Source organism: Terriglobales bacterium (assembly GCA_035764005.1).
Lineage (GTDB): Bacteria > Acidobacteriota > Terriglobia > Terriglobales > Acidobacteriaceae > Gp1-AA112.
In genome coordinates, this window is sequence record DASTZZ010000125.1 from 39,222 (window position 1) to 61,533 (window position 22,312).

Here is a 22,312-nt window from a genome sequence, read left to right on the forward strand (position 1 = left end):
TTGGGGTTTTCCTCGTCGTAGCTTTTTTCTACCTAGCCTGGAAAATGCTCCCGCCATATATTCAGGAGTACCAGTTCCAGCAGGAGATTCAGAGCATTGCTCGCAACACCGAGTATGCTGCTGTGGACGAAAACGGCATTCGTAAGCAGGTGGCGCAAAAAATCAGCGATTTCAGTATTCCTGTGAATCCTGAAAGTGTAGTGATCAGCAAAAACGGCTTTGACGTCAGCATTGGCGTAAATTACACGGTACACATCGACTCCGCAGTTCACCCTTTCGACATTCAATTTCATCCTTCGACAAAAAATGGAGATGCGGCTGATCCGGTCCCGGCCAATCGCACCACTCAGTAAGCGCTGACATTTTGCGTCGGATCGACCACAAACGTGTACTCTTTGACACTGCCGTCTTCGGCGGCCCTGCTTAAGTCTCTGAATCCAATGGCGCAGGAGTGGTAAGCCGTGTGCCTTCAAAAGCACCAGACGCGGCATGGATGATGCGTCAACTTTCGTCTAATCTATTAGGTAGCAGTCACCACATTGGCAATTAAAATTAAAATTCCACGCGGCCAGGGGATTCACAAGCGACTCTCCCATCCTGCCGTCAAGGCCTCTGTTGCCGGATTCATCATCGTATGCATGGTCCTGTTCGGGGTCTTTGCGTACTACTACGTCAAGTATCAGAAGATCGTCGACAAGCGCCTGAATGGGCCAATTTTCGCCAACTCGGCCAAAATTTACGCGGCGCCTGAAACCGTCAGGGTCGGAGAGGATTTCACTGCCGACCGCATCGCCGATCAACTCCGCCGCGCCGGCTACACGGAAGCGAGCGACCGCAACCCCTCGCGCGTAGGAACGTACAAAGAAGGGGCCTCTTACATTGAGGTGCAGCCCGGGCCGGAGTCGTATCACACGCCTGAATCCGCAACCCTCCACTTCACCAGCGGCAAGATCGACCGCATCACCCAAAAAGGCGGCACCGATCTCGAAGCATACGAGCTAGAGCCTGAACTGGTAACCGGACTTTTTGATCGCGAGAACCGCTCCAAGCGCCGGCTGATCACCTATGACGATATGCCGCAGGTACTGGTCAATGCGATTCTCTCCATCGAAGATCGTCGCTTCTTCCAGCACAGCGGCGTGAACTACTACCGTCTGGTCGAAGCTGTTCTGATCGACCTGCGCGGCGGACACAAGCAGGGCGGCTCGACGCTCACCATGCAGCTCGCGCGTGGATTCTTCCTTACTCCGCAGCAGACGATCAAGCGCAAGATGGAAGAGATGCTGATTGCCATCGAACTGGAGCAGCGTCTCTCGAAGAAGCAGATTCTTGAACTCTATGTAAACCAGGTCGACATGGGCCAGCGCGGCTCCTTCACCATCAAAGGGTTCGGCGAGGCGTCACAGGCCTATTTTGGGAAGGACATAGGCGACCTCAATCTTCCCGAAGCGGCACTGCTGGCCGGCATCGTGAACGGCCCAACGTATTTCTCGCCCTACCGCCATCCTGATCGCGCGATGGAGCGCCGGAATCTCGTGCTGCAGGCCATGGTGGAAAACAATGTGATCTCGCAGGCGCAGGCCGACCAGGCCAAAGCGACTCCATTGAAGCTGGCGCCGCCGAATGTGGAGGCCAGTGACGCTCCGTACTTTGTCGATATGGTCCGCGAATCGCTGCTCTCGCAATATCGCGACAGCGATCTGAACGACAACGGCTATCGCATCTACACCAGCCTCGATCTTGATCTGCAGAAAGCGGCTGCGAGTGCCATCGATGTCGGCATGAAGCAGGTGGACGATCTCGTGCGCAAGCAGCGCACGAAGAAAGTGCGCGAGGGAAAAGGCAAGAACGCGAAGTACGTTACGACGGTGAAGCCCGGTCCTGAGGCTCAGGTGGCGCTGGTCTGCATCGATCCGCACACCGGCGCAGTTCTCGCTCTTTCCGGCGGACGCAACTACGGCTTCAGCCAGTTGAATCACGCAACCGCCAGCCGTCCAACCGGATCCATCTTCAAGCCGTTCGTCTTTGCTACTGCACTGAATAGCGGCGTCACGGGAACGCAGCCGGTGTTCACACCTGCCAGCATCATCGACGACGCTCCGACGGTCTTCCAGTATGAAGACAAGGTCTACACGCCGAAGAATTTCATGGACGAGTATTTTGGCCCGGTCAGTGCCAGCTTCGCCCTCGCACATTCGCTGAACAACGCAACCATTAAAGTCGCCGAAGCAGTGGGATATGACAAGGTCGTAGCCCTCGCTCGCGCCGCCGGAATCAAGTCGGTTCGTGCCACTCCCGCCATGGCCATTGGGTCCTACGATGCCACGCCCATGGAGATGGCAGGTGCTTATACGGTCTTCGCCAACGGCGGAACACGCATCTCGCCGATTTTCGTTACCTCCATTCGGGATGCTAAGGGCGACGTGATCCAGGACTTCACGACCGACACCCGTCAGGTTCTCGATCCTCGCGTTGCGTATGTGGTCACGAAGATGATGGAAGGCGTCATTAACTACGGCACGGCAGCCGGAGTACGCAGCCGCGAAGGTTTTACTGCACCCGCAGCGGGCAAGACCGGCACTTCGCACGACGCTTGGTTTGCGGGATACACCACCAACCTGCTCACCATCGTGTGGGTTGGGTTTGATGACTACAGCGATATGTGCCCGAGAGGCCAATTGTGCCTTGAAGGATCGAAGACCGCGGCCCCGATCTGGGCAGAGTTCATGAAGCGGGCCATTGCCCTTCCTCAGTACAAAGACGGGGCAAAAGACTTTACGCCGCCGCCGGGAGTCGTCGAAGTAAGCCTCGACAAAGTGACGAATTACTTGGCGACACCCGTTTGTCCCAACGATTACCCTGCCGCGTTTATTGCCGGCACTCAGCCCAGCCAGACCTGCGAGATGACTGCAGGCGACCAGCGCAACTTCTTCCAAAAGCTCTTCGGAGTTGGTCCAAAGCCGCCGACACCACCTCCGGTGTCTAATCCCGGACAGCAGGGCCAGACTACCCAGACTGGTCAAACGGTAGTCCAGCCCGGCCAGCCGGCGCAGCCTGCCCAAGCCGCCAGTGCCGACGACGATAAGAAGAAAAAGGGCTTTTTTGGCAAGCTTTTTGGGGCCATTAAGGGAGATAATAAGGACCAACATTCGCCGCAGAGTTCTCAACCACAGCCTGCGCCGAGGTAGAACCCGCGACCATCGACCTGGGGAGGTCATCGTGATGTATCGTTCCTGGTTCGCGCTACTGTTCGCTTTCACCGCTGTCGGATCGTTTGCTCAAACCGAAATTCCCCTCATTAATGACAGCTCGCAAACCATGACCACGCCGACGCAACTGCGTCGCATCGAGCCGCCATCGCCGACAGCAACCGTGAAGGAGCTCGAAGAACGTGGCGACATCCTGCGCGCCGAAAAGTACTACGCTGACGCGATCGACTATTACCAAGCGGCCATCAAAAAGAGCCCCTCTCCGGCACAGCTCTACAACAAGGAGGGCATCGCCGAGCTGCAGATGCTGCACTTCAACGAAGCCAAGCATCTGTTCGAGCGTGCCATCAAGAGCAATCGTGAGTTTCCTGAGGCGACTAACAATCTAGGCGTCGTGTATTACAACATGCGCAGCTATGGGAGAGCCGTAAAGTACTATCATCGCGCCATCGGCATGAACAACGATTCGGCCAGCTTCCACAGCAATCTTGGAACCGCCTACTTCGCGCAGCACAAATATGAAAAGGCGAGCAAGGAGTACGCCACCGCGCTGTCGCTCGATCCCGATATCTTCGAACGCCATTCGCAAGCCGGCATTACGGCACAGATGTCCTCGCCCGAGGAACGCGCACGTTACTCATACGTAATTGCAAAGATGTTCGCGACGCGCGGAGATGTTGATCGCTGTCTTCTGTACCTGAAGAAAGCGATGGAAGAAGGCTACAAAGTATCGGAAGGATTCGAGAAGGATCGCGAATTTGCCAACTATAGAAAAGATCCGCGCTTCCTCAGTCTGCTAAATCGACCACCACTACCGCTTCCGAACTAGCGCGTAACAGAACCGCTGTGTTAGCCGGCGGGGCAGCCGCGTGGTTGCGGCGGCATTTCTCCAGATTGCTTGCGGCATGGTTCTACCGGAACTGGCCACTTCGGCCATCTCCAGCCACCGTCTAGAGACGGCGGTTCTGTTTTTAGTCGTCACCGCCAGTGACACGTGGCTCGAACTTGCTCCAGATGCCGACGCTTCTTTTCCGCCTGTCGGCTGTTCACTCCATGACGCGCAACCGCGCGCTGAAGTTGCATCTCAGCATTGCGAACGCGCCGCTCACAGTTCGCCGCCGATGCGGCAATGCTGCCAAACACCAACATGCCGATCACGCCGATCAGTGTAATCCTCTGAAGTCGATTGAGCATGTACACACCTCCTGCCGCTTGAGCACGGATTCGCAAATTTGGTTTCGGAAAAAGTTTACGGAAGTCTACCTCAGCTCCAAGCGCAACCATCCGCGATTTGTGGCGGAAGACCGATTTGGGAAGGCAAGACGGACTCAAGACTAAGCTAGCTGCGCATGCCAGTCTCCTTTATCGATTGTCCGATTTACGCTAGCAAGCCGACCGCCCAAGAAGCGCCAGGCTCAGTCGCCGGTGACGGTGATCACTACCGTCCGTTCCCTGCTCCGCACATCGCATTCAAGATGAAATATCTGCTGCCACGTTCCGAGCACCAGCTTGCCGTCTGCAACAGGCACCGTCAGAGATGGACCGAGTAACGTCGCTTGCAAGTGAGAATGACCATTACCGTCGTGCCACGTCTGTTCATGCCCATAGTTGCGACTCGGCGGAATTAATTTGTTCAGCAAGGCCGGCAAATCTCTTTCGAGGCCCGGCTCGAATTCAATTGTTCCCACTGCCGCAGTACTGCCGACATTAAAGATGTTCACAATTCCGGTTTTGATCTTCGAATGCGCGACGATTGCAGCGACCTCGCCGGTAAGATCGTGCATGCGGCCGTGACCTGATGTCGAAAGCGTGACTTGATGCTGGTGAGTCATGTCCAGAGTCCGAGGTGTTGTTAAACCTCAATTTATTCCCGAGTTTAGACGATCCATTACCACTGCGAGCTGCTAGATGACCGTGCAAACCAACTACCGTGATTGGATAGAAACCCGATCAACTTTTGCTCGAAGCTCTGCTGGACTGCTGGGATGTAACTCGACTGCTTCCGATTTCAGAAAATAGATTTGAAAACGGGGGCAATAGATGTAGGCCCATCGGATTACAGAACTGTTTCGACAGATTTGCGTCAGTGAGGAGAAGCTGAGAAAGCAGGTGTTTCTTTCGATGCATACCGGCGAATTGTTCCGCGCCCAACAATCGGCGGGAGGTTCGCAAAGCTGCGCTCTGGCCATCGGCAGAGCGGATCAGTTCATCGCAATCACATTGCAGCCCTCCGCGTACTGACGTTCTACCCAGGTTCCCCAACATCACTGGGCTTTACTGCCGGTGGCCGAACTCGGGAAAGAAGACGGCTATGCTTCCGTGCGGAATCCTCCGCGGAAGATGTAAGGTACGCTCCTGAGTAGTCGAAATTGTACGGCCGCACCGCAGCCTTCGCAGGCTGGGAAGACATTGCCGCTGATGAGAACGGCCTCATGGGACTCGCGGTGACGGCCGCGATGAATGACTTCATAGATGCCGGTTTGTGGTACGCGCGATCCGGTTGCGCAGTCGAGAAGCGAAGCCACCGCATGTGCATTCATGAAATCTTGTGCTTGTTGCCGTATCGACTTCTGGCTGTCCTTCATCTCCGAATCTCCTTTTAAAAGGATGAGCGGGATAACGTTCGCCTATGTAAACGTCAATCATCAGATTTTGGATTTGTACCAGCACGCAACGTTCTTCCTGTGGCAACGCACGACGACATTTACTTGGTCCATTCAAATCCGGCTGCCGACTTTTGGCGTTTATGCTGGTATGGCGTAAGTTGACGCAGCCTGCGGGAGTGCACTCCTGGAGCGTTCTTTCTCCGGCTTCTTGACTCGCACGTTTGTGCCTAGCACAATTTTTGTGTGAGTGCGCCGGTTACCAAGACGGTCGGGGATACTCCACCCGTTAGACAGACGCTCGGCGAGATTCTCTACGCCGATAAGTCTAAGTCTCGGGTATCTGAGGACGAGTGGTTGCGGCTCGTCCGAGCTGTCGCCGGGGGTGATCAGAGTGCTCTCTATTCCCTTTACCAGCAAACGCACCGAATTGTCTTTACGCTGATTGTCCGGATCGTTATGAATCGAGAAACCGCCGAAGAAGTCAGCCTCGACGTCTTCCATGAGGTGTGGCAAAGGGCGGCTGGCTACGATCCCGCGAACGGATCGGTCTCCGGCTGGATCATGAACCTGGCGCGCAGCCGGGCCATTGATCGCCTGCGCTTCGATCAGCGAAAAAAACGAGTGAATACATATCCGCACAGTTTAGGGCCAACAACGGACATTGTGGATCCTCAGCAGGCCTGCTTGTTTGAGGAGCAGAGCCGAGTATTGCGGGATGCGCTCGAGGTTCTGACTCCGGAAGAACGAAACGCGATCGAAACTGCATTTTTCTCTGAATTGACGTATGAACAGACGGCAAAGAAGTTGAATCAGCCTCTCGGAACCGTGAAAACGCGAATTCGTTCCGGACTGGGAAAACTTCGGGAAGCGCTGAAAGGGGATTAAAGACCGGATGAAAGTAAAACCGGGCACCCACAATCAAGAGCATCTGGATCGCGTGTTCCTGTTTGCCTTGCAGGCGCTCCCTCCAAGCGAGCTGGCTTCAGCGGAAGCTCAAATCTCGTCATGCGAGGAGTGCCGCCAGGAACTCGAGACGCTCCGCCCTGTTATCCGGTCGTTTGTCGGCTGGTCCACCGAGGTGTTGCGCCCAACCGAATCGCTGTGGTCGCGGCTGGCGAACCGAATCGCCAGCGAAGCCGGAACGCAGCCATTCGCGGCTCCGCCCGAGGCGACAGTTGGACCAGAATGGGAAGAAGCTGCGCCCGGTATTCAGGTCAAAATCCTCGCGAAAAACGAGGAGAACCACAGCGTGAGCATGTTGGTACGGCTCGATCCCGGTACTGACTATCCAGGACACACGCATGCCGGCGTCGAAGAACTGCATCTTCTACACGGCGTCTTGAAGGTGGACGATAGAACGTTGTATCCCGGCGATTTCATCCACAGCGAGGCGGGCAGCGTGGACCACCGAGTGTGGAGTGAAACCGGCTGTACCTGTTTTCTGCTGACCTCGACCGAAGACGTCCTTTCCTGATTTGATGGATAACTCACCCTGTTTGCAATAACCAGTCTCTTGCTAGCAGCTCAGCAGCCTGGAGGATGAGCAATTACAAGCTGAGCCGCACGTTTCACTCGGTAGCTACCAGGTTGAATCGTCTAGAGTGATTTCACATGGGACTTAACGAAGGCGATAAGGAAATCGTCGCGCCAGATGACACCGCTGTGCGCGTCGCGTTGTGGCGTGCTCTACACCTTCAGGTCGATCCGTCGCCGCACGTGTTTGTAGACGAAATCGGACTAAAGCTAGTCGCTCCGGATGAAAGATGGCGCAGCCGTCCGGACATGAGTCCCTTCACCCGGCCGTTTCGCGCTTCCATTTTGGCACGCGCTCGTTTCGTCGAAGATCTCGTGGAGCAAGAAGCTGCGCGCGGCCTTCCGCAGTACGTCATTCTCGGAGCGGGGATTGATACGTTTGCACAGCGCCGTCCGGAGTTGGCCTCGCGCTTGCTCGTCTTTGAGATCGATCAACCGGGCGCGCAGGCGTGGAAACGACAGCGGCTCATCGATCTTGGCTTCGGCATACCGTCCTTCTTGCGATTTGTGCCAGTTGACTTCGAAGCAGGCGATGCGTGGTGGATGCGGCTCGTAGCGTCGGGCTTCGATCCCGGACGCCCGGCTGTCGTCGCATGCACCGGTGTGAGCATGTACCTGAGCCAGGACGCGATTGCGGCCACGCTGCGCCAGCTCGCCGCACTGCCGCCACGTTCCAAATTTGTAATGTCGTTCTTAGTGCCGATCGAAATGATGGATCCTGAGGTGCGTCCCGGAATGGAACGAGCAGCAGAAGGGGCTCGAATAAGTGGCACACCGTTCATCAGCTTCTTCGCGCCCACGAAGATGCTGGCGATGGCCTGCGAAGCAGGCTTTCGCCACGTCCAGCACGTATCGGCGGCAGAACTTGCCCAGCGATACTTCGCCGGCAGGACCGATGGCCTTCGTCCTCCAAACAACTCGGAAGAGCTGCTGGTTGCTGGTAACTAAGCAGGTCGAAGGGCAACAGGCACTAAGGCCTCGAATGTACTTCTGAGGTCTCTTTTCGTGTTCGACTTCGCACAAGCACTTTCAGCTCTGAACAGCCGGCTGGCGCGACAGGATGAAGTGCTTGGCGAGTAATCTCAATAATGTGAACGACATCCGGAACTGTTCGGCTCGGAAAATGAATTGCATTCTCAGTTAGAACCTTCATACAACATCCTGCGTACCACATCGCATGGTTATGTGATTACTCTGGGCTCAAGGAAAATGAATGCAGAACCTTGTTCGCGATTTGAAGTTTGTTGTCCGGCAGTTTCGCAAGTCGCCGGGATTTTCCGCAACGGCAGTCTTAATGCTGAGTCTAGGCATCGGCGCGACGACGGCGATCTTCTCCGTCGTTGAAGGCGTATTGCTGCGCCCGCTTCCTTTTCCGGAGCCAAGCCGTCTGGTTTCGCTCGCCGACGTTCTTCAGGGAGTCGATTTGGGAGGAGGCGACGAAGACGGAGTCACCGCTCCCGATATCCGGAACTACACGCGTGACACGCACAGCTTCGAGAGTCTTGGAGGATACGGCCAAACTGCTTTTGAACTCTCCGGAGCGGGCGAACCGGCGCAAGTGAACGCTGCACGCATGTCTGCCGGAGTTTTTCCTGCGCTGCAGGTCTCGCCGCTAATGGGCCGTTTCTTCACACAGCAGGAAGACGAGCAGAAGGAACAAGTCGCGGTCATCAGTTACTCGCTCTGGCAAAACAGGCTGCATGGCGATCCTCACGTGCTGGGCACGAAGATTCTGCTCGACCGAAAACCCTACATCGTGATCGGAGTAATGCCGAGGAGCTTCGAGTTTCCTCTGGTACCTGGACACTTGAACAACAGTGACCTGTGGGTTCCGATGAGCCTAACCGATCAGGAGCTCACAACCGGCTCCGCTTCATGGAACTTCAATATGGTGGGACGACTGAAGCCCGGGGTTACGGCGGCTCAGGCGCAAAGCGATGCCGAACGAGTCGCTAAAGAGACCATGCGGAACTATCCCGCGTGGATGGCAAGCCTGCATATCAACGCCGTAGTTCACTCCCTGCGCGAGGAGACGATTCGCCAGGCTCGCGCGCTGGTTCGCACGTTGTTTCTGGCAGTTGCGGTTGTGCTGTTGATTGCCTGCGCGAATCTCGCGGGCTTGCTCCTGGTTCGCGCCATTCGCAGTCGCCGCGAAATCGCAGTGCGGCTGGCGATCGGAGCGCGATCCTCGGCGCTGCTCCGGCAAACTCTCCTCGAGAGCCTGGCACTCAGCATTGCCGGAGGAATTGTGGGACTTGCATTGGCAGCGGCGGCGCTCCGAATTGGAGTGAAGCTATTGCCGGAGACGCTGCCGCGAATCAGCGAAATCGGTCTTGATTGGAAAGTAGTGGGCTTCGCGTTTGTGTTGGCAATCGTTACCGGAATCATCTGCGGATTGGCGCCTGCATTTGCCGCGATGCACACCAATGTGAACGAAGCCCTCAAAGAAGGTGGTCGCACCGGAACCAGCGGCAGCGGGCACGCGCGCCTGCGTTCGGCATTGGTGGTAGCGGAGATCGCGGTAGCGATGGTTCTGGTCGCCGCATGTGGCCTGCTGTTACGCAGTTTTGAAAAAATGCGTGCGGTGGATCTCGGGTTTCGTCCTGACCATACCTTGGTCGCCAGTTATGCGCTGCCGCAGAAACAGTACGCAAAGCAAGCAGCAGTGGATGAATTCAACCGCGAGCTGATTCGTCGTCTCCAGCAATTGCCTGGGGTTCGCGCCGTCGGTCTGACCTCTATCCTTCCTGCCTCGGGTGGGAACAGCAACGAAGCTTTCATCGCCGATGGCTATGTCCCTCCACCAGGTAGTGGTCTCAATACAGCGACGCCGATGGTTGTCGAGGGCGACTACTTTCCCGCGATGGGAATTCCTCTGCTTCGCGGTCGCGTCTTCAACGACGCTGACAATGCCAAAGGGCAGCTCGTGGTTCTAGTCAATCACAAGCTCGCGCAGGATATCTGGCCAAACCAGGACCCGATTGGCAAGCGTCTCCGCATCGGCGTCAAAGACATGCAGACGCCATGGCTCACGGTGATCGGAGAGGTGGCCAACCTTAAACAAGGATCCCCTGACGCTCCGGACAAGGAGCAGTTCTATCAACCACTCCAACAGGTCGAGGCCGCTATCGGTCCGCTAGGCAGGCCGGACGACCTCAACGGAAATGGCGGCTACATTGCCCTGCGAACCGCATCGGCGCCTGAGCAAATGGAAAACGCTTTACTCAATACTGTGCGGTCCATCGATCCGCAGCTCCCGCTTACGCAGGTGCAGACGATGGAGCACGGGCTTGCAGAAAGTGAAGCTCCCCGCCGCTTCAACACAAGCGTGATCGCTGCATTTGCTGTTGCGGCCATCCTGCTTGCCGTGCTCGGGATCTACAGCGTCATCGCATTCTCCGTCGCGTTACGGGCGCAGGAAATGGCGATTCGCATGGCGCTTGGTTCGCAGCGTTCAGGAATTCTTGGGCTCGTTCTTGTATCAGGTGGAAAACTGGTCGTCACAGGCTGCGTTATCGGCCTCATCGGAACGGTTGCAGCATCGCGGCTATTGCGGTCTTTCCTTTTTGGTGTGGGAGCTTCCGATCCCGTGGTACTTACGTTCGCTGCGCTCTCAGTTTTGCTGTTGGGGCTCGCCGCGACAGCTCTTCCCGCTCAACGCGCAGCCTCAACCGATCCGATGCGATCGCTGCGCGCGGAATAGCGGAGTGCTTCAGCCTCTCCTTCGATAGGTAGAAACACTAGGTGAAACTTGTGGATTGGCAGATCAATCCTTGCTAAACCTTTGAGCTCATCATGACCACGCGCGCCTGCGACTTTCACGACAAAGTGCCAGCAGATGTAAACAATAGCTATCCAAACGGCAAAGAGAAGGTAACCCATAGGCAAAACATAGTCTCATCAGCCATTTGGGTGCAATGATTGGCAATGTTGCGAATACAACCGGCATGGCGAAACGGCAAAGCTTCCGGAAGCACGCTAACGGATAGGTCGCACACGGAGAGTAGGGAAAACTCAGTCAAGTGCCTTCAGGGCTTCCAAACTCTATAATCATGGTCGGTGTTTAATCAGCATTCTTGATTCGGGAGAGGACTTCTATGCGACTTGTTGGGCGTCTGTGTACTGTTGCCGCTGTAGCGCTGTTTGCCGCTAATCTTCTATATGCGCAGGAATCGGCGGATGCTAATCGCAAGATAGCCGGTGGAGGGATTTCGGTTCCGGGTTGGCAGGGGAAAGTCGATCCCAGTGCGGAGAAGGCCGGACAGACGGTGAACGATGCGAAGCTCTCAAAAGAGGGCGACGCTCTGCACGTGACCACCGGCCCGGCGATCACGTATTGGAATCCAAAGAATGTGGCCAAGGGCGACTACACCGTGTCGGCGACGTTTACTGAGCCGAAGTTTATGAACCTGAATACGCATCCGCATCCTTATGGGATTGTGATTGCCGGAAATGATATGGGAACTCCGCAGCAGAGCTATATCTACTGCGCGGCGTATGGCAATGGGAACTTCATCGTGCGTGGCTTTGGGCCGGATGCTTTCCAGTTGAATGGAAGGCGCGAGGCGAACGATGCCGTGCACAAGGCCGCGGGACCAGGGCAGCCGGTGACGCAGGAGATCGCCATGCAGGTGAAGGGCGATAAAGTCTCTTGCATCATCAACGGCACAGTAGTGAAGACTTTCGATAAATCGGAGCTGGTGGTGCCAGGGAAACTGAAGTCGACCGATGGCGTGTATGGGATTCGCTTCGCGCACAATACTGACGGAACTGTGACCGATTTGAAGGTGACCAAGCCGTAGGATGGCTGGGGACGATCGGCTTCGGTGATCGGGCTGGACCAACAGCAACACCAGGCGTCGGCGATTCGGCAATCCGGCGTCGGTCTTTCGGCAGGCGAGGATTCATCGGAGGAGGTCGCCAGCAACGCGGGTTAACCGAGCTTGAAAAATCGAAAGAAATTCATAGCCGTAAGCTGACCGATCTCCTCTGCGTTCTTTCCTCGGAGCTCTGCGATCTTCGCCGCTGTCTGCGCTACGAATGCTGGTTCATTGCGTTTTCCGCGATAGGGAATGGGAGCGAGAAAGGGCGAATCTGTTTCAACCAGCAGGCGGTCAAGCGGAATGGAACTGGCGGATTCTCGGATGTTGTCCGCTTTCGGGAACGTCACGTTTCCGGCAAACGAGATCATGAAGCCCATGTCCAGGGCTGCGGCTGCATGCTTCTGCTCGCCGGTGAAGCAGTGGAGCACTCCTCCGAGCCCAGTGGAACTCCAGTGCTCACGAATAAGCTGCAGGGTGTCATCCCATGCATTTTCTGAATTGGCTGAGGGACGGCAATGGATAATGATCGGCAGCTTGGCAGCGCGAGCGATCTCCATCTGACGAATGAAGACTTTTCGTTGCACGTCGCGCGGCGAGTGGTCGTAGTAGTAATCGAGCCCAATCTCGCCAAAGCCGATCACGCGCGGATGGCGAGCTAACGATTCCAGCTCTTGGTAATCCAGTTCGCCGGCCAGCCTGGCCTCGTGCGGATGAATGCCGATGGAAGCGTAGATCCAGTCGTGCTGCTCAGCGATGCGGATAGCGCAATCGAGTGTGCCTGGTCCAGTGCCGCTGCCGATGGCAAGAATCGCAGTCACGCCTGCGGCACGAGCGCGTTCGAGCATTTCCGTGCGATCGGAGTCGAATCGAGGGCCTTCGAGATGCGCGTGCGAATCGACCAGCATTACTTGAGCCGCGCGCCGATCGGCACATCTTCGAGAAAGCTGGCGAGGACAGGCTGGCCTTTATCGCCAACGGAGGCGGCAACGATCATCCCATTCGATTCGATACCGCGCAGCTTGCGTGGCTGAAGATTGGCGACGATCACGACCTTCATGCCGATGACTTTTTCAGGCGCATACTTCTCGGCGATGCCGGCGACGATCGTGCGCACTTCGCTGCCGATGTCGACTTCAAGCTTCAGCAGCTTGTCCGCACCTTTGACCTTCTCGGCGCTCTTCACCTGACCAACCCGCAGTTCCACTTTGGCAAAGTCGTCGATGGTAATGCGGCCGTCTGTGGTGCTGCTCGGAGCGCCTCCGGCTCCGCCAGCTTCGGTTGCGCGCTGCGCCGCTGTCGAACTTGTGCCGGCGGGCGTACCACTTGCAGCGGCTGGTGCGACTGCGGCCTGGGTTGCAGGCTGACCTGCTTTCGTTCCCGCTCCGGCAGGTTGCGCTGAAGCCGCACTCGACGAACGCGCCTGCTCAGCTTCCTGCATGCGTTGCACGGCATTCTTCTCTGCGCGCGGGAATACCGGCTCGACTTTTCCCAATTTGGTGCCCAACTTCAGTTGTCCCCATTTCAAGTCATTCAGCCGACAGCTGGCGATGTCGCCAAGTCCGAGCTGTGCCCAAATTCGCGCTGTCGCCCTTGGCAGAACAGGATGTAGCAGAGCCGTGATGATTCGCAGCGCTTCCGCGCTGGTGTACAGAACAGTAGCAAGACGGGCGAGGCTGGCTTCATCTTTTTGCTCACCAAGCTGCCACGGCTCGTTCTCTACGATGTATTTGTTCACCGCGCTCACGAGCGACCATACACTCTCCAGCGCGCGCGAAAACTGAAAGCCGGAATACAGCTCATTCGTGCTCTGGATGACTTCTCCTGCAAGCTGCGCGATCGAGTCATCGCTGGCGCTACGCGAGGCTTTCGCCGAGGGATAAGGAATCTGCTCGCGGAAGTAGCGCGCAATCATGGATAGCGTTCGGCTCGACAGATTTCCCAGATCATTCGCCAGGTCGGAGTTGTACCGCTGCACCAGAGCGTCGAATGAAAAACTGCCATCCTGGCCAAAGACGACTTCCCGAAGCAGGAAATATCGGAGAGCATCGTTGCCGAGAACATCAACGACAGTTTCGGCGCGAACGATATTGCCGCGCGACTTCGACATCTTGTCCTGCTCGAAGAGCAGCCAGCCATGGACGACGATCTTTTTCGGCAATGGCAAGCCTGCAGCCATGAGAAACGCCGGCCAGTACACAGCATGGAAGCGAACGATCTCTTTGCCGACCATGTGAACATCGGCCGGCCAGTAACGCGCGAACTTCTTCTTTGCTTTTGCGTCGTCCGCGCCGTAGCCGATTGCCGTGATGTAGTTCGCATCGGCATCGAACCAGACGTAAAGAACGTGCTTCGGATCATCAGGCACCGGAATGCCCCAGCGCACGGTGGTACGACTGATGCTCAGATCCTTTAGTCCTCCGCGCACAAACGCGATCACCTCGTTACGCCGCGTCTCCGGCCAGATGAAGTCTGGATGATCCTCGTACAGCTTCAGCAGCTTGTCCTGAAATTCCGACAGCTTGAAGTAGTAGTTCTCTTCGCTGATGGTCTCCGTCGGTCTTCCGCAATCGGGACACGGCGCTCCCGGCGGGGCATCGACGTATAGCTCGTCGAAAACACAATATTGTCCGGTATATGTTCCTTTATAGATGTAGCCCTTGTCTCGAATTACGCGAAACAGGTGCTGAACGCCTTCTTCATGCTCTTTGTCGGTGGTGCGGATGAAGCCGTCGTAGCTGATGCCCATCCGATCCCAAAGCGCGCGATACTCACCGGCAACAACGTCTGTCCATTGCTTGGGACTCTTCCCTGCCGCCGCGGCGGAGCGCTCGATCTTTTGGCCATGCTCGTCGGTGCCGGTAAGAAAGAAGGTGTCGGCCCCGAGCATGCGCTGGCGGCGGGCGATTACATCGCAGACGATGGTCGTGTACGCGTGTCCAACGTGGGGACGCGCGTTGACGTAGTAAATCGGGGTTGTGATGTAGAACTTTGCGCCTGTTTCCATGCTGTTTTGGCACAGCCGAGGGCCGTGCATCCGAGAGTCTCCGGCGCTAGCTTGCTGCTATGGACGCGATGAAGACGACAATTCTTCATCATAGGGGCTGAGTCAGACAGCGTCAACGCGACGAATCATCGTAATCTGCTGTTTATAATCGAATTTTTATCGCCAACGCCCCCACGCTCCGAGGCTCCTTGTACCTTCACTTCCAGCAATTACTCGGCCAACGTGTACGCGCGATCCTGCGCCAGAAATATGACCTCGATCTGCCGAACATTGTCATCGAGCAGCCGCCCAAGGTTGCGCTCGGCGAGTACGCGCTGCCGCTCGCATTCGAACTAGCAAAGAGGCTGCGAAAGCCACCGCGCAAAGCCGCTGAAGAGTTGGTTTCGGAACTCGGTTCCATTTCGGGCTTTGCGTCATTTGACATCGCAGGAGCCGGATACATCAATGCCCGGGTTGACCGTGGCGCCTTCGTCCGGCAGATGCTTGCGCACGCAGTGAAAACGCAGCAGAGAGACAAAGTGCTGGTCGAGCACACCAGCATCAATCCGAACAAAGCCGCACATATCGGTCACTTGCGAAACGCGATTCTCGGCGACACCTTCGTCCGCTTGCTGCGCGAAGCGGGTCACCCGGTCGACGTGCAGAACTACATCGACAACACCGGCGTGCAGGTTGCAGATGTTGTTGTTGGATTTGAGCAGCTTGAACGCAAGTCCTACGAAGACGTCCAGGCGCTTATCCAACAGCCTCGGTTCGATTACTACTGCTGGGATTTGTATGCGCGGGTCTCGCAGTGGTATGAACAGGATCCCGCGCACAAGCAGTTTCGTCTCGACGCACTGCACAAACTTGAAGAAGGAAACAACCCCACTGCTCGTCTTGCCGACCTGATTGCGACGGCCATTCTGAAACGCCATCTCGAGACCATGCAGCGTCTCGAGATCACTTACGACTTCTTGCCCCGTGAGAGCGAGATTCTTCATCTCCATTTCTGGGACTTGGCCTTCGAGCAGATGAAACAGAAAGGCGTGCTGCGGTTTGAGACCGAAGGCAAAAACAACGGCTGTTGGGTGATGAAGCGATCTTCGGCAGCTTCGGCTTCGGCAGACGGAGCTGAAGAAGACGACAAAGTCATCGTGCGCTCGAACGGCACGGTCACGTATGTCGGCAAAGACATCGCCTATCACCTCTGGAAGTTCGGTCTGCTGGGGCGCGACTTCGGGTACAGGCGCTTCTATCTCTATCCGGATGGGCACGACTGCTGGATCTCCGCCGAGAGCGGCGAGGCCGATCATCCGCATTTTGGTGGCGTGGGCGAAATCTATAACGTCATCGACTCACGCCAGTCCGATCCTCAGAACAACGTTATCGAAGCCTTGCGCGCGCTCGGGTACACCGAGCAGGCATCCCATTACACCCATTTTTCGTACGAAATGGTCGCGCTGACGCCGCGATGTGCGATGGAGCTCGGCTACGACGTTCCCACGGAAGAGCAGAAGCGCTCGTACATCGAGGTATCAGGCCGCAAAGGCTTCGGCGTGAAAGCCGACGACCTGCTGGACGCGCTAATCGCTTCAGCGCGGAAAGAAGTTGATGCCCGCCATCCGGAGCTTGCGGCCCCAGGGCGGAAACAAACAGCGACGCAGATTGCCATCGGCGCTTTGCGCTACTTCATGTTGAAGTTCACGAAGAATGCGGTAATCGCGTTCGATTTCAAAGACGCGCTTAGTTTTGAGGGGGAAACCGGTCCGTACGTGCAGTATGCGATCGTGCGCGCTTCGAATATCTTCCGCAAAGGCGATACGACTCCGGAACAGTCTCTGAAGTTCTCCGATGAATTCGCAATCTTCCTAAATCGGGAAGATGATATCTGGGAGCTGTGGCTTACGGCGGGAAAGCTGTCGTTAATGGTGGATCAGTGCATCTCGACCACCGAGCCGGCGTATCTGGCGAAGTTTGCGTTTCAGCTCGCGCAGATATTCAACAACTTCTACCATCGCCATCACATTCTCACAGAAGAAGATGCGGGGAGAAAAGCGCTTCTCCTGGCGACCGCTGCGGTAGTACGACGCGAGCTGATCCGGACGCTTGCGATTCTCGGAATCGAAGCGCCGGAAGTTATGTAGGGAGGGTTACAGGGGACAGGTTACAGAGAACAGGGGAAAACTCGAATTAATCATCAGCAGCAGCTTCGAATGTCGCCGCGGGCAAGTTGGCTGAGGTGGAATTGAAAGACCTGCCTTTCCCTGTAACCTGTCCCCCTGTTCCCTGTCCCCTATTAGGCCGCCACCATTTCCCGTGGGCTTTGATCGACATTCTTGGTGCCGGCGATCTTCTCCATCAGCTCATCCCAGCTTGAGACGACGTAATCGCGCTGCGGCAGACCTGCTTTTCCATCGGCAATCATGAAGAGCTTCTGCGCGGGATCGCAATTCTTGATGTGGTCGCACAGTTCGATCGCCGCATTGGCGTTTTCGACAACATTCACGACGATTAAGTCGAATGCGCCGGGCTTGCAGCGGCCGCGCGCGTCGGGCATGCGCAGCACCGGATACACCTTGTATCCTGCATTCTTCAGGGCCGTGTTTCGGTCTTTGCGGCGATAGCGGTCCTTGTCTTCATCGACGACCAGCGCTCGGCGCTGCGGGGTGGAGGCCGTATTGTTCATTCTGTTCTCGAATTGCATAGTGTCCCTTGTGAGTGCGAAGGATTCCAGGGGTGTACTACTTTACAAATAGAGAGAAGCTGAAGGAGCACTACGGGTTGCCGCGAGAAACTCACAATATTCGAGCCTTGGACAGCCCCGACAATGTAAGCAACCCGCGAGAAGGGCCTCGTTAGAACGAGACAGAGGCGGGGGCTAACTAGCTAAGCAATGGTTCCCCGACTCTCTCGACGGAATGTTGAATGAACCTGAAAATTTGAATATTGGCGATGATCCGCCACATCCCTCTGCGCTTGCGCTGCTAGTACGTTCGTATTATTGCTGCCTCACTCTTTCACCATTACATTTTCGGAACTCTGAATTCCTTAAGTCGTCGAGCTGCAGCCGATACGCGATCGCAGCCTTGCCGCAACTAACCGCTTTCGGAGATTCGATCCAATGCGTAAGTCGGTTTTGCTCCAAGGTCTTCTTGGGCTCACGATTAGTGCCTTCGGCCAAAGCAACTACGGCGTCATTACCGGAACCGTCACGGATGTGCAACATCTGAGGATCGCTACAGCCACAATCCAACTCAAAGCGGCAAGCACTGGTGCAGTTCGCCGAGTAATAACCAATGAGCAAGGTCTCTTCGAAGCGGCGGCTTTGCTGCCCGACGATTACGAGATCACCACGGATGCCCCGGGATTCGCGGCAGCCACGCAGTCGGTTCGCCTCGAAGTAGGACAGAGACTCGCAGTCGATGTCATGCTCAAAATTGGTCCGGTGAGCGAAGGAGTGAAGGTTTCCGCCGACAACGAAGTCCTGCACACGAAGGATGCCAGTGTCGGCGAAGTGATCGAGCCGAAGTCAATCAAAGAGCTTCCTCTCAACGGCCGGATGCTGATCGATCTTGTGCTCACGGTTCCCGGTGCACACCTGGGATTTGGTGCGCAATCTGGAACTACGAATCCTCTCTATTGGCGCCCGGGACAGCGCTCGGCGGTGGTGATCGGCGGGAATCGTCCGAACGCAAACTACTTCTTGCTCGATGGCGCTACCAACACTGATCCGACATTCAATACCCAGAACCTGAGCCCTTCCCCTGACGCGGTGAAAGAGTTCCAGGTCCAAACCAGCAGCTACACGGCGGAGATGGGCGGCGCCGGAGGTGGGCAGATCAACATCGTGACCCACTCCGGCTCAAACCAGTACCACGGCACGATGTATGAGTTCCTTCGCAACGGTGCGATGGACGCGAGCACTTTCGGATCGATGGGCAACAATCATCTTGTCCAAAATAATTTCGGAGGCTCATTCGGCGGACCGCTGGTGGGAAAAAGCACGTTCTTTTTCGCGAACTATGAAGGGCTGCGGCTGACGCAAACCGATGCGCAGATCTTGACGGTGCCAACTCCGGACGAGCTCCGCGGCGACTTCAGCATGAGCAACACGAAGATCTACGATCCGACAACTGCTGTCGCCAATCCTAACTACAATCCGAGCTTGCCAACAGGGCCTTCGAATTTTCCCTACACGCGCAGTCAGTTCCCGAACAACCAAATCCCGACGAACAGAATTAATGCCAAGCTCGAGGCGTTCCTGCTGCAGTACATCCCAGCGCCCAACATGACTATGCCGATGGGCTCTGCGGACTCGAACAACTACCTCGACCTGCGCAACGAAACCCATCTTCAGGATCAGGGTACGCTGCGCATCGATCACAACTTCTCGAACGGCGATACGGTTTTTGCCCGTTACTCCGCTGGAAGCGAGAACGGATTCTCTCCGAGCAGCGGCACCACATCGACAACTGAGAATCTTCCCGGCTTCGGCGCGAACTTTGACAATCTGTCGCAGCAATCCACACTTTCCTGGAACCGCATCGTCTCCAACACAAAGGTCAATACAGCTACGATCGCGATCTCGCGGCTCTCCATGGATCGCACTTCGCAGAACGATGGAGCGAACGACATCGTTTCCCAACTTGGGATTCAAGGCATCGGATTCGGCGGCCCGCAAGCGTCGGGCGCTCCCTGGTTCGCGGTGCAGGGATACACCGGCATCGGCGACTCCTTCGCCGCCACTCCGATGCACGCATGGGACACGATGATCGAAGGTCGCGATGCCTTCACCTGGCAGCACGGACGCCATGGACTGAAGTTCGGCGGCGAGTATCACCGCTACATTTGGCCGATGTGGGGATTCTTCCAGAACCGCGGCTTTTACCAGTTCACCAATGGCTATACCACGCAATTCGGATTCAACAACGGCAGCGGCTCCGGGCTGGCGAGCATGCTGCTGGGACTTCCCGCAGTAAAGCAGCGTCAGGCAGGCATTCCGCAGATGAACCTGCGTGCCTGGGGAACGGCAGCATTCGCCGAAGATAGCTGGCAAGTAACTCCGACTACCACGATCAACCTCGGACTGCGCTACGAATATACAGACCCGCTCTACGACTTGAAGAGCACGAATACGAACTTGATTTTCCAAAATGGGACTCCGCAGGTTTTCATTGGGGGAGAGCAAGGCTATCCGAAAGGGTTGATGTATGCGAGCAAGTTGAACTTTGCTCCGCGCTTTGGCATTGCCAAGAACTTGCCTGGGCAGGGACTTGTTTTGCGCGGCGCTTACGGCATCTTCTTTACGCCTGTGGATCTGAATACGTGGTGCAATCAGCGGCACAATGTCCCCTATGTCTTTCCGGAAACGCAGCAGGCAGATAACTTCACGCCTCCGGCTGCGCTGTTCTCTTCCGGTCTCAATTTTGGAACACCAGTTTTGGGAACTGGTCCGTTGCCGGCCACTACGGTGAGCTTCACCGCTTTCGATCCTCATGCTCCATCGCAGTACGTGCAGCAATGGAACGGGTCGCTGCAGAAGGCACTCGGCGCCGACACATCGGTCGAAGTTGGCTACCTGGGTTCTCGTGGACTGCATCTGCAACGCGCACACCTGATCAACAATCCGGCGCCGGGACCAGGTCCGCTCGGTCCCCGTCGTCCTTTTAAGACGCTCACGTTCATTCCCGGAACAGTTCTCACTCCCAGCAGCACCGACGCCATCTTTCAGAGCCAGATCTTCCCGGTGAGCACGATCAATCTATTGGAGGACACGGCGCAGAGTTGGTACGACGCCGGTTACGTAAATGTGCGTCGCAGATACTCCCATGGCCTCAGCTTGCTGGCGAACTACACATTTGCCAAGGACCTGACCAACGCGCCCGATTTCCGCTCGCCAATGGATGAATCTGCCATTCCACAGAACAACAGCGATCTAGCTGCGGAGAAGGGCCCGGGATGCGACGTGCGCCACCGCTTCGCGCTGAGCAGCGTCTATGACATTCCTGCGTTTCGCCAGCAGCAGTGGCTGAGGCTCGTCACTCAGGATTGGCACCTTTCGACCGTGTATCAGGTTCAGTCGGGAATGCCGTTCACAATTTCAGTCTTCGGCGACACGGCCAACGCGGGCACGGTCCTGGGAGAAAATCCAATCCGCGCGAACACGACCGGCCAGCCGGTCTTTGGTGCAGGCACGCACACGGCTGCCGAATGGTTCAACCCTGCTGCGTTCACAACACCGGCAGCGTTCACGTTTGGGAATGTCGGACGCAATTCCCTTTATGGTCCGGGCATGCAGACGCTCGACTTCGCCCTCGCGCGCAGTTTCGCTCTCACCGAGAAATCAAGCTTCCAGTTTCGAGCTGAAGCGTTCAATGCTCTTAATCACACCAACTTGGGCACGCCGAACAGGTTCGTTAATACTCCCCAGTTCGGCACGATCACAATGGCGATGACTCCTGGACGGGAACTCCAGCTCAGTGCCCGGGTCTCGTTCTAGCGATTGAGAATTCCAAGAAAAGCTTTCCACGGTCCTACTTCTTGAGCGTATTGCCGAGCCAGCGTGCGCAGGATCTGGTCGATGTGATTCCAGTCGTGGACCACCCAAGTGGCGAGCAATTGGCGCATGGTCACTGCTCCCAATTCGGGATGGCGGCCGGGTAAATCAAGACTGGCTTCGTCGAGTCCGAACGAACGAAGCGTCTCGATGCTCTTGCGGCGCAGCCCGGCAAATTCCTGCAGCAATTCATCGACGGACTTTCCCTCGATCAGCAGATTGAACCCGCGCCGGTCGAAAGGATCGAATGCACGCGAGTCCTGAAACTCGAGAATCCTGCGCGCTCGCGGAATCCAGTCGTCAACTTCGGCAAACATCACGTGGCCCAATACGTCCATTGGACTGAATGCCTTCGGATCAATGCGAGAATTGAGCCATTCAGCAGGTTGGTCGCGCAACAAAGCATCAAACACACGCGGAGTGCGGTTTAACATTGCCAAGGCTTCGTCGAGTTGAAAATTCATTCCTATGTCCTGTTCGTCAGGAAGGCGTCGTTCCCGTCTCGAGGCTATTCGATAGATTTGAGAATTAGCCGCTGCGATGCGGAATTATCGAACTTCGCAGCAATATCCTGACGGACCCGGCCATCGTAATCCGGT

General features: G+C 56.3%; 17 protein-coding genes. 10 read left to right on the plus strand and 7 right to left on the minus strand.

Translation table 11 applies throughout. The features are described from left to right. The first annotated feature begins 44 nt into the window (after positions 1–44). The 3 genes from VFU50_21055 to VFU50_21065 all read left to right on the plus strand — a co-directional run bounded on the left by VFU50_21055 (position 45) and on the right by VFU50_21065 (position 4,038). The gene (locus tag VFU50_21055) at positions 45–353 is read left to right on the plus strand and encodes a hypothetical protein (protein ID HEU5235359.1); all 309 of its coding nucleotides are present in this window, start codon (positions 45–47) and stop codon (positions 351–353) included. A gap of 186 nt (positions 354–539) precedes the next feature. Continuing rightward, positions 540–3,188: a PBP1A family penicillin-binding protein gene (locus tag VFU50_21060; GenBank protein HEU5235360.1), complete on the plus strand. Its 2,649-nt coding sequence runs from the start codon at positions 540–542 to the stop codon at positions 3,186–3,188. Positions 3,189–3,222: 34 nt separating this feature from the next. After that, the gene (locus VFU50_21065) at positions 3,223–4,038 is read left to right on the plus strand and encodes a tetratricopeptide repeat protein (GenBank protein HEU5235361.1); all 816 of its coding nucleotides are present in this window, start codon (positions 3,223–3,225) and stop codon (positions 4,036–4,038) included. A gap of 149 nt (positions 4,039–4,187) precedes the next feature. On the opposite strand, the gene VFU50_21070 is transcribed toward VFU50_21065, so the two are convergent. From VFU50_21070 to VFU50_21080, 3 genes are all read right to left on the minus strand, one after another. After that, the gene (locus VFU50_21070) at positions 4,188–4,403 is read right to left on the minus strand and encodes a hypothetical protein (protein HEU5235362.1); all 216 of its coding nucleotides are present in this window, start codon (positions 4,401–4,403) and stop codon (positions 4,188–4,190) included. A gap of 221 nt (positions 4,404–4,624) precedes the next feature. Then, on the minus strand, positions 4,625–5,041 hold the full coding sequence (locus tag VFU50_21075; GenBank protein ID HEU5235363.1) for a secondary thiamine-phosphate synthase enzyme YjbQ: 417 nt from the start codon (positions 5,039–5,041) through the stop codon (positions 4,625–4,627). 477 nt (positions 5,042–5,518) lie between these two features. Continuing rightward, positions 5,519–5,794 (minus strand): hypothetical protein, encoded by a 276-nt coding sequence (locus VFU50_21080; GenBank protein HEU5235364.1) that lies wholly within the window; start codon positions 5,792–5,794, stop codon positions 5,519–5,521. A gap of 264 nt (positions 5,795–6,058) precedes the next feature. Here VFU50_21080 and VFU50_21085 point away from each other — a divergent pair, with 264 nt between their 5' ends. The 5 genes from VFU50_21085 to VFU50_21105 all read left to right on the plus strand — a co-directional run bounded on the left by VFU50_21085 (position 6,059) and on the right by VFU50_21105 (position 12,150). Then, on the plus strand, positions 6,059–6,700 hold the full coding sequence (locus VFU50_21085) for a sigma-70 family RNA polymerase sigma factor (GenBank protein ID HEU5235365.1): 642 nt from the start codon (positions 6,059–6,061) through the stop codon (positions 6,698–6,700). A gap of 7 nt (positions 6,701–6,707) precedes the next feature. After that, the gene (locus VFU50_21090; GenBank protein HEU5235366.1) at positions 6,708–7,289 is read left to right on the plus strand and encodes a cupin domain-containing protein; all 582 of its coding nucleotides are present in this window, start codon (positions 6,708–6,710) and stop codon (positions 7,287–7,289) included. Positions 7,290–7,426: 137 nt separating this feature from the next. Next, the gene (locus VFU50_21095) at positions 7,427–8,296 is read left to right on the plus strand and encodes a class I SAM-dependent methyltransferase (protein ID HEU5235367.1); all 870 of its coding nucleotides are present in this window, start codon (positions 7,427–7,429) and stop codon (positions 8,294–8,296) included. A gap of 265 nt (positions 8,297–8,561) precedes the next feature. Further along, entirely contained in the window at positions 8,562–11,051 is a 2,490-nt protein-coding gene (locus VFU50_21100; protein ID HEU5235368.1) for an ABC transporter permease, read from the plus strand. A 394-nt stretch (positions 11,052–11,445) separates the two neighbouring features. Continuing rightward, on the plus strand, positions 11,446–12,150 hold the full coding sequence (locus VFU50_21105; GenBank protein HEU5235369.1) for a hypothetical protein: 705 nt from the start codon (positions 11,446–11,448) through the stop codon (positions 12,148–12,150). 131 nt (positions 12,151–12,281) lie between these two features. Here the strand turns inward: VFU50_21105 and VFU50_21110 are convergent, their stop codons facing one another. Both VFU50_21110 and metG read right to left on the minus strand, forming a co-directional pair. After that, a complete protein-coding gene (locus tag VFU50_21110; GenBank protein HEU5235370.1) occupies positions 12,282–13,076 on the minus strand; it encodes a TatD family hydrolase in 795 nt (264 codons plus the stop codon). Continuing rightward, on the minus strand, positions 13,076–15,175 hold the full coding sequence (gene metG / locus VFU50_21115) for a methionine--tRNA ligase (GenBank protein HEU5235371.1): 2,100 nt from the start codon (positions 15,173–15,175) through the stop codon (positions 13,076–13,078). Before metG ends, VFU50_21110 begins: the two co-directional genes overlap by 1 nt. Before the next feature lie 188 nt (positions 15,176–15,363). On the opposite strand from metG, the gene VFU50_21120 reads away from it, so the two are divergent. Continuing rightward, positions 15,364–17,301 carry an arginine--tRNA ligase gene (locus tag VFU50_21120; GenBank protein ID HEU5235372.1) on the plus strand — a complete coding sequence of 646 codons (1,938 nt, stop codon included), beginning with the start codon at positions 15,364–15,366 and terminating at the stop codon, positions 17,299–17,301. Positions 17,302–17,453: 152 nt separating this feature from the next. Here VFU50_21120 and VFU50_21125 read toward each other — a convergent pair whose 3' ends face one another. After that, positions 17,454–17,843: a hypothetical protein gene (locus VFU50_21125; GenBank protein HEU5235373.1), complete on the minus strand. Its 390-nt coding sequence runs from the start codon at positions 17,841–17,843 to the stop codon at positions 17,454–17,456. Between the two features lie 435 nt (positions 17,844–18,278). Between VFU50_21125 and VFU50_21130 the strand changes: the two genes are divergently transcribed. Further along, positions 18,279–21,656 (plus strand): carboxypeptidase regulatory-like domain-containing protein, encoded by a 3,378-nt coding sequence (locus VFU50_21130; protein ID HEU5235374.1) that lies wholly within the window; start codon positions 18,279–18,281, stop codon positions 21,654–21,656. Here the strand turns inward: VFU50_21130 and VFU50_21135 are convergent. Beyond that, positions 21,653–22,177 (minus strand): DinB family protein, encoded by a 525-nt coding sequence (locus tag VFU50_21135; GenBank protein HEU5235375.1) that lies wholly within the window; start codon positions 22,175–22,177, stop codon positions 21,653–21,655. The two genes, VFU50_21130 and VFU50_21135, sit on opposite strands and share 4 nt — an antisense overlap. Positions 22,178–22,312: the final 135 nt, after the last annotated feature.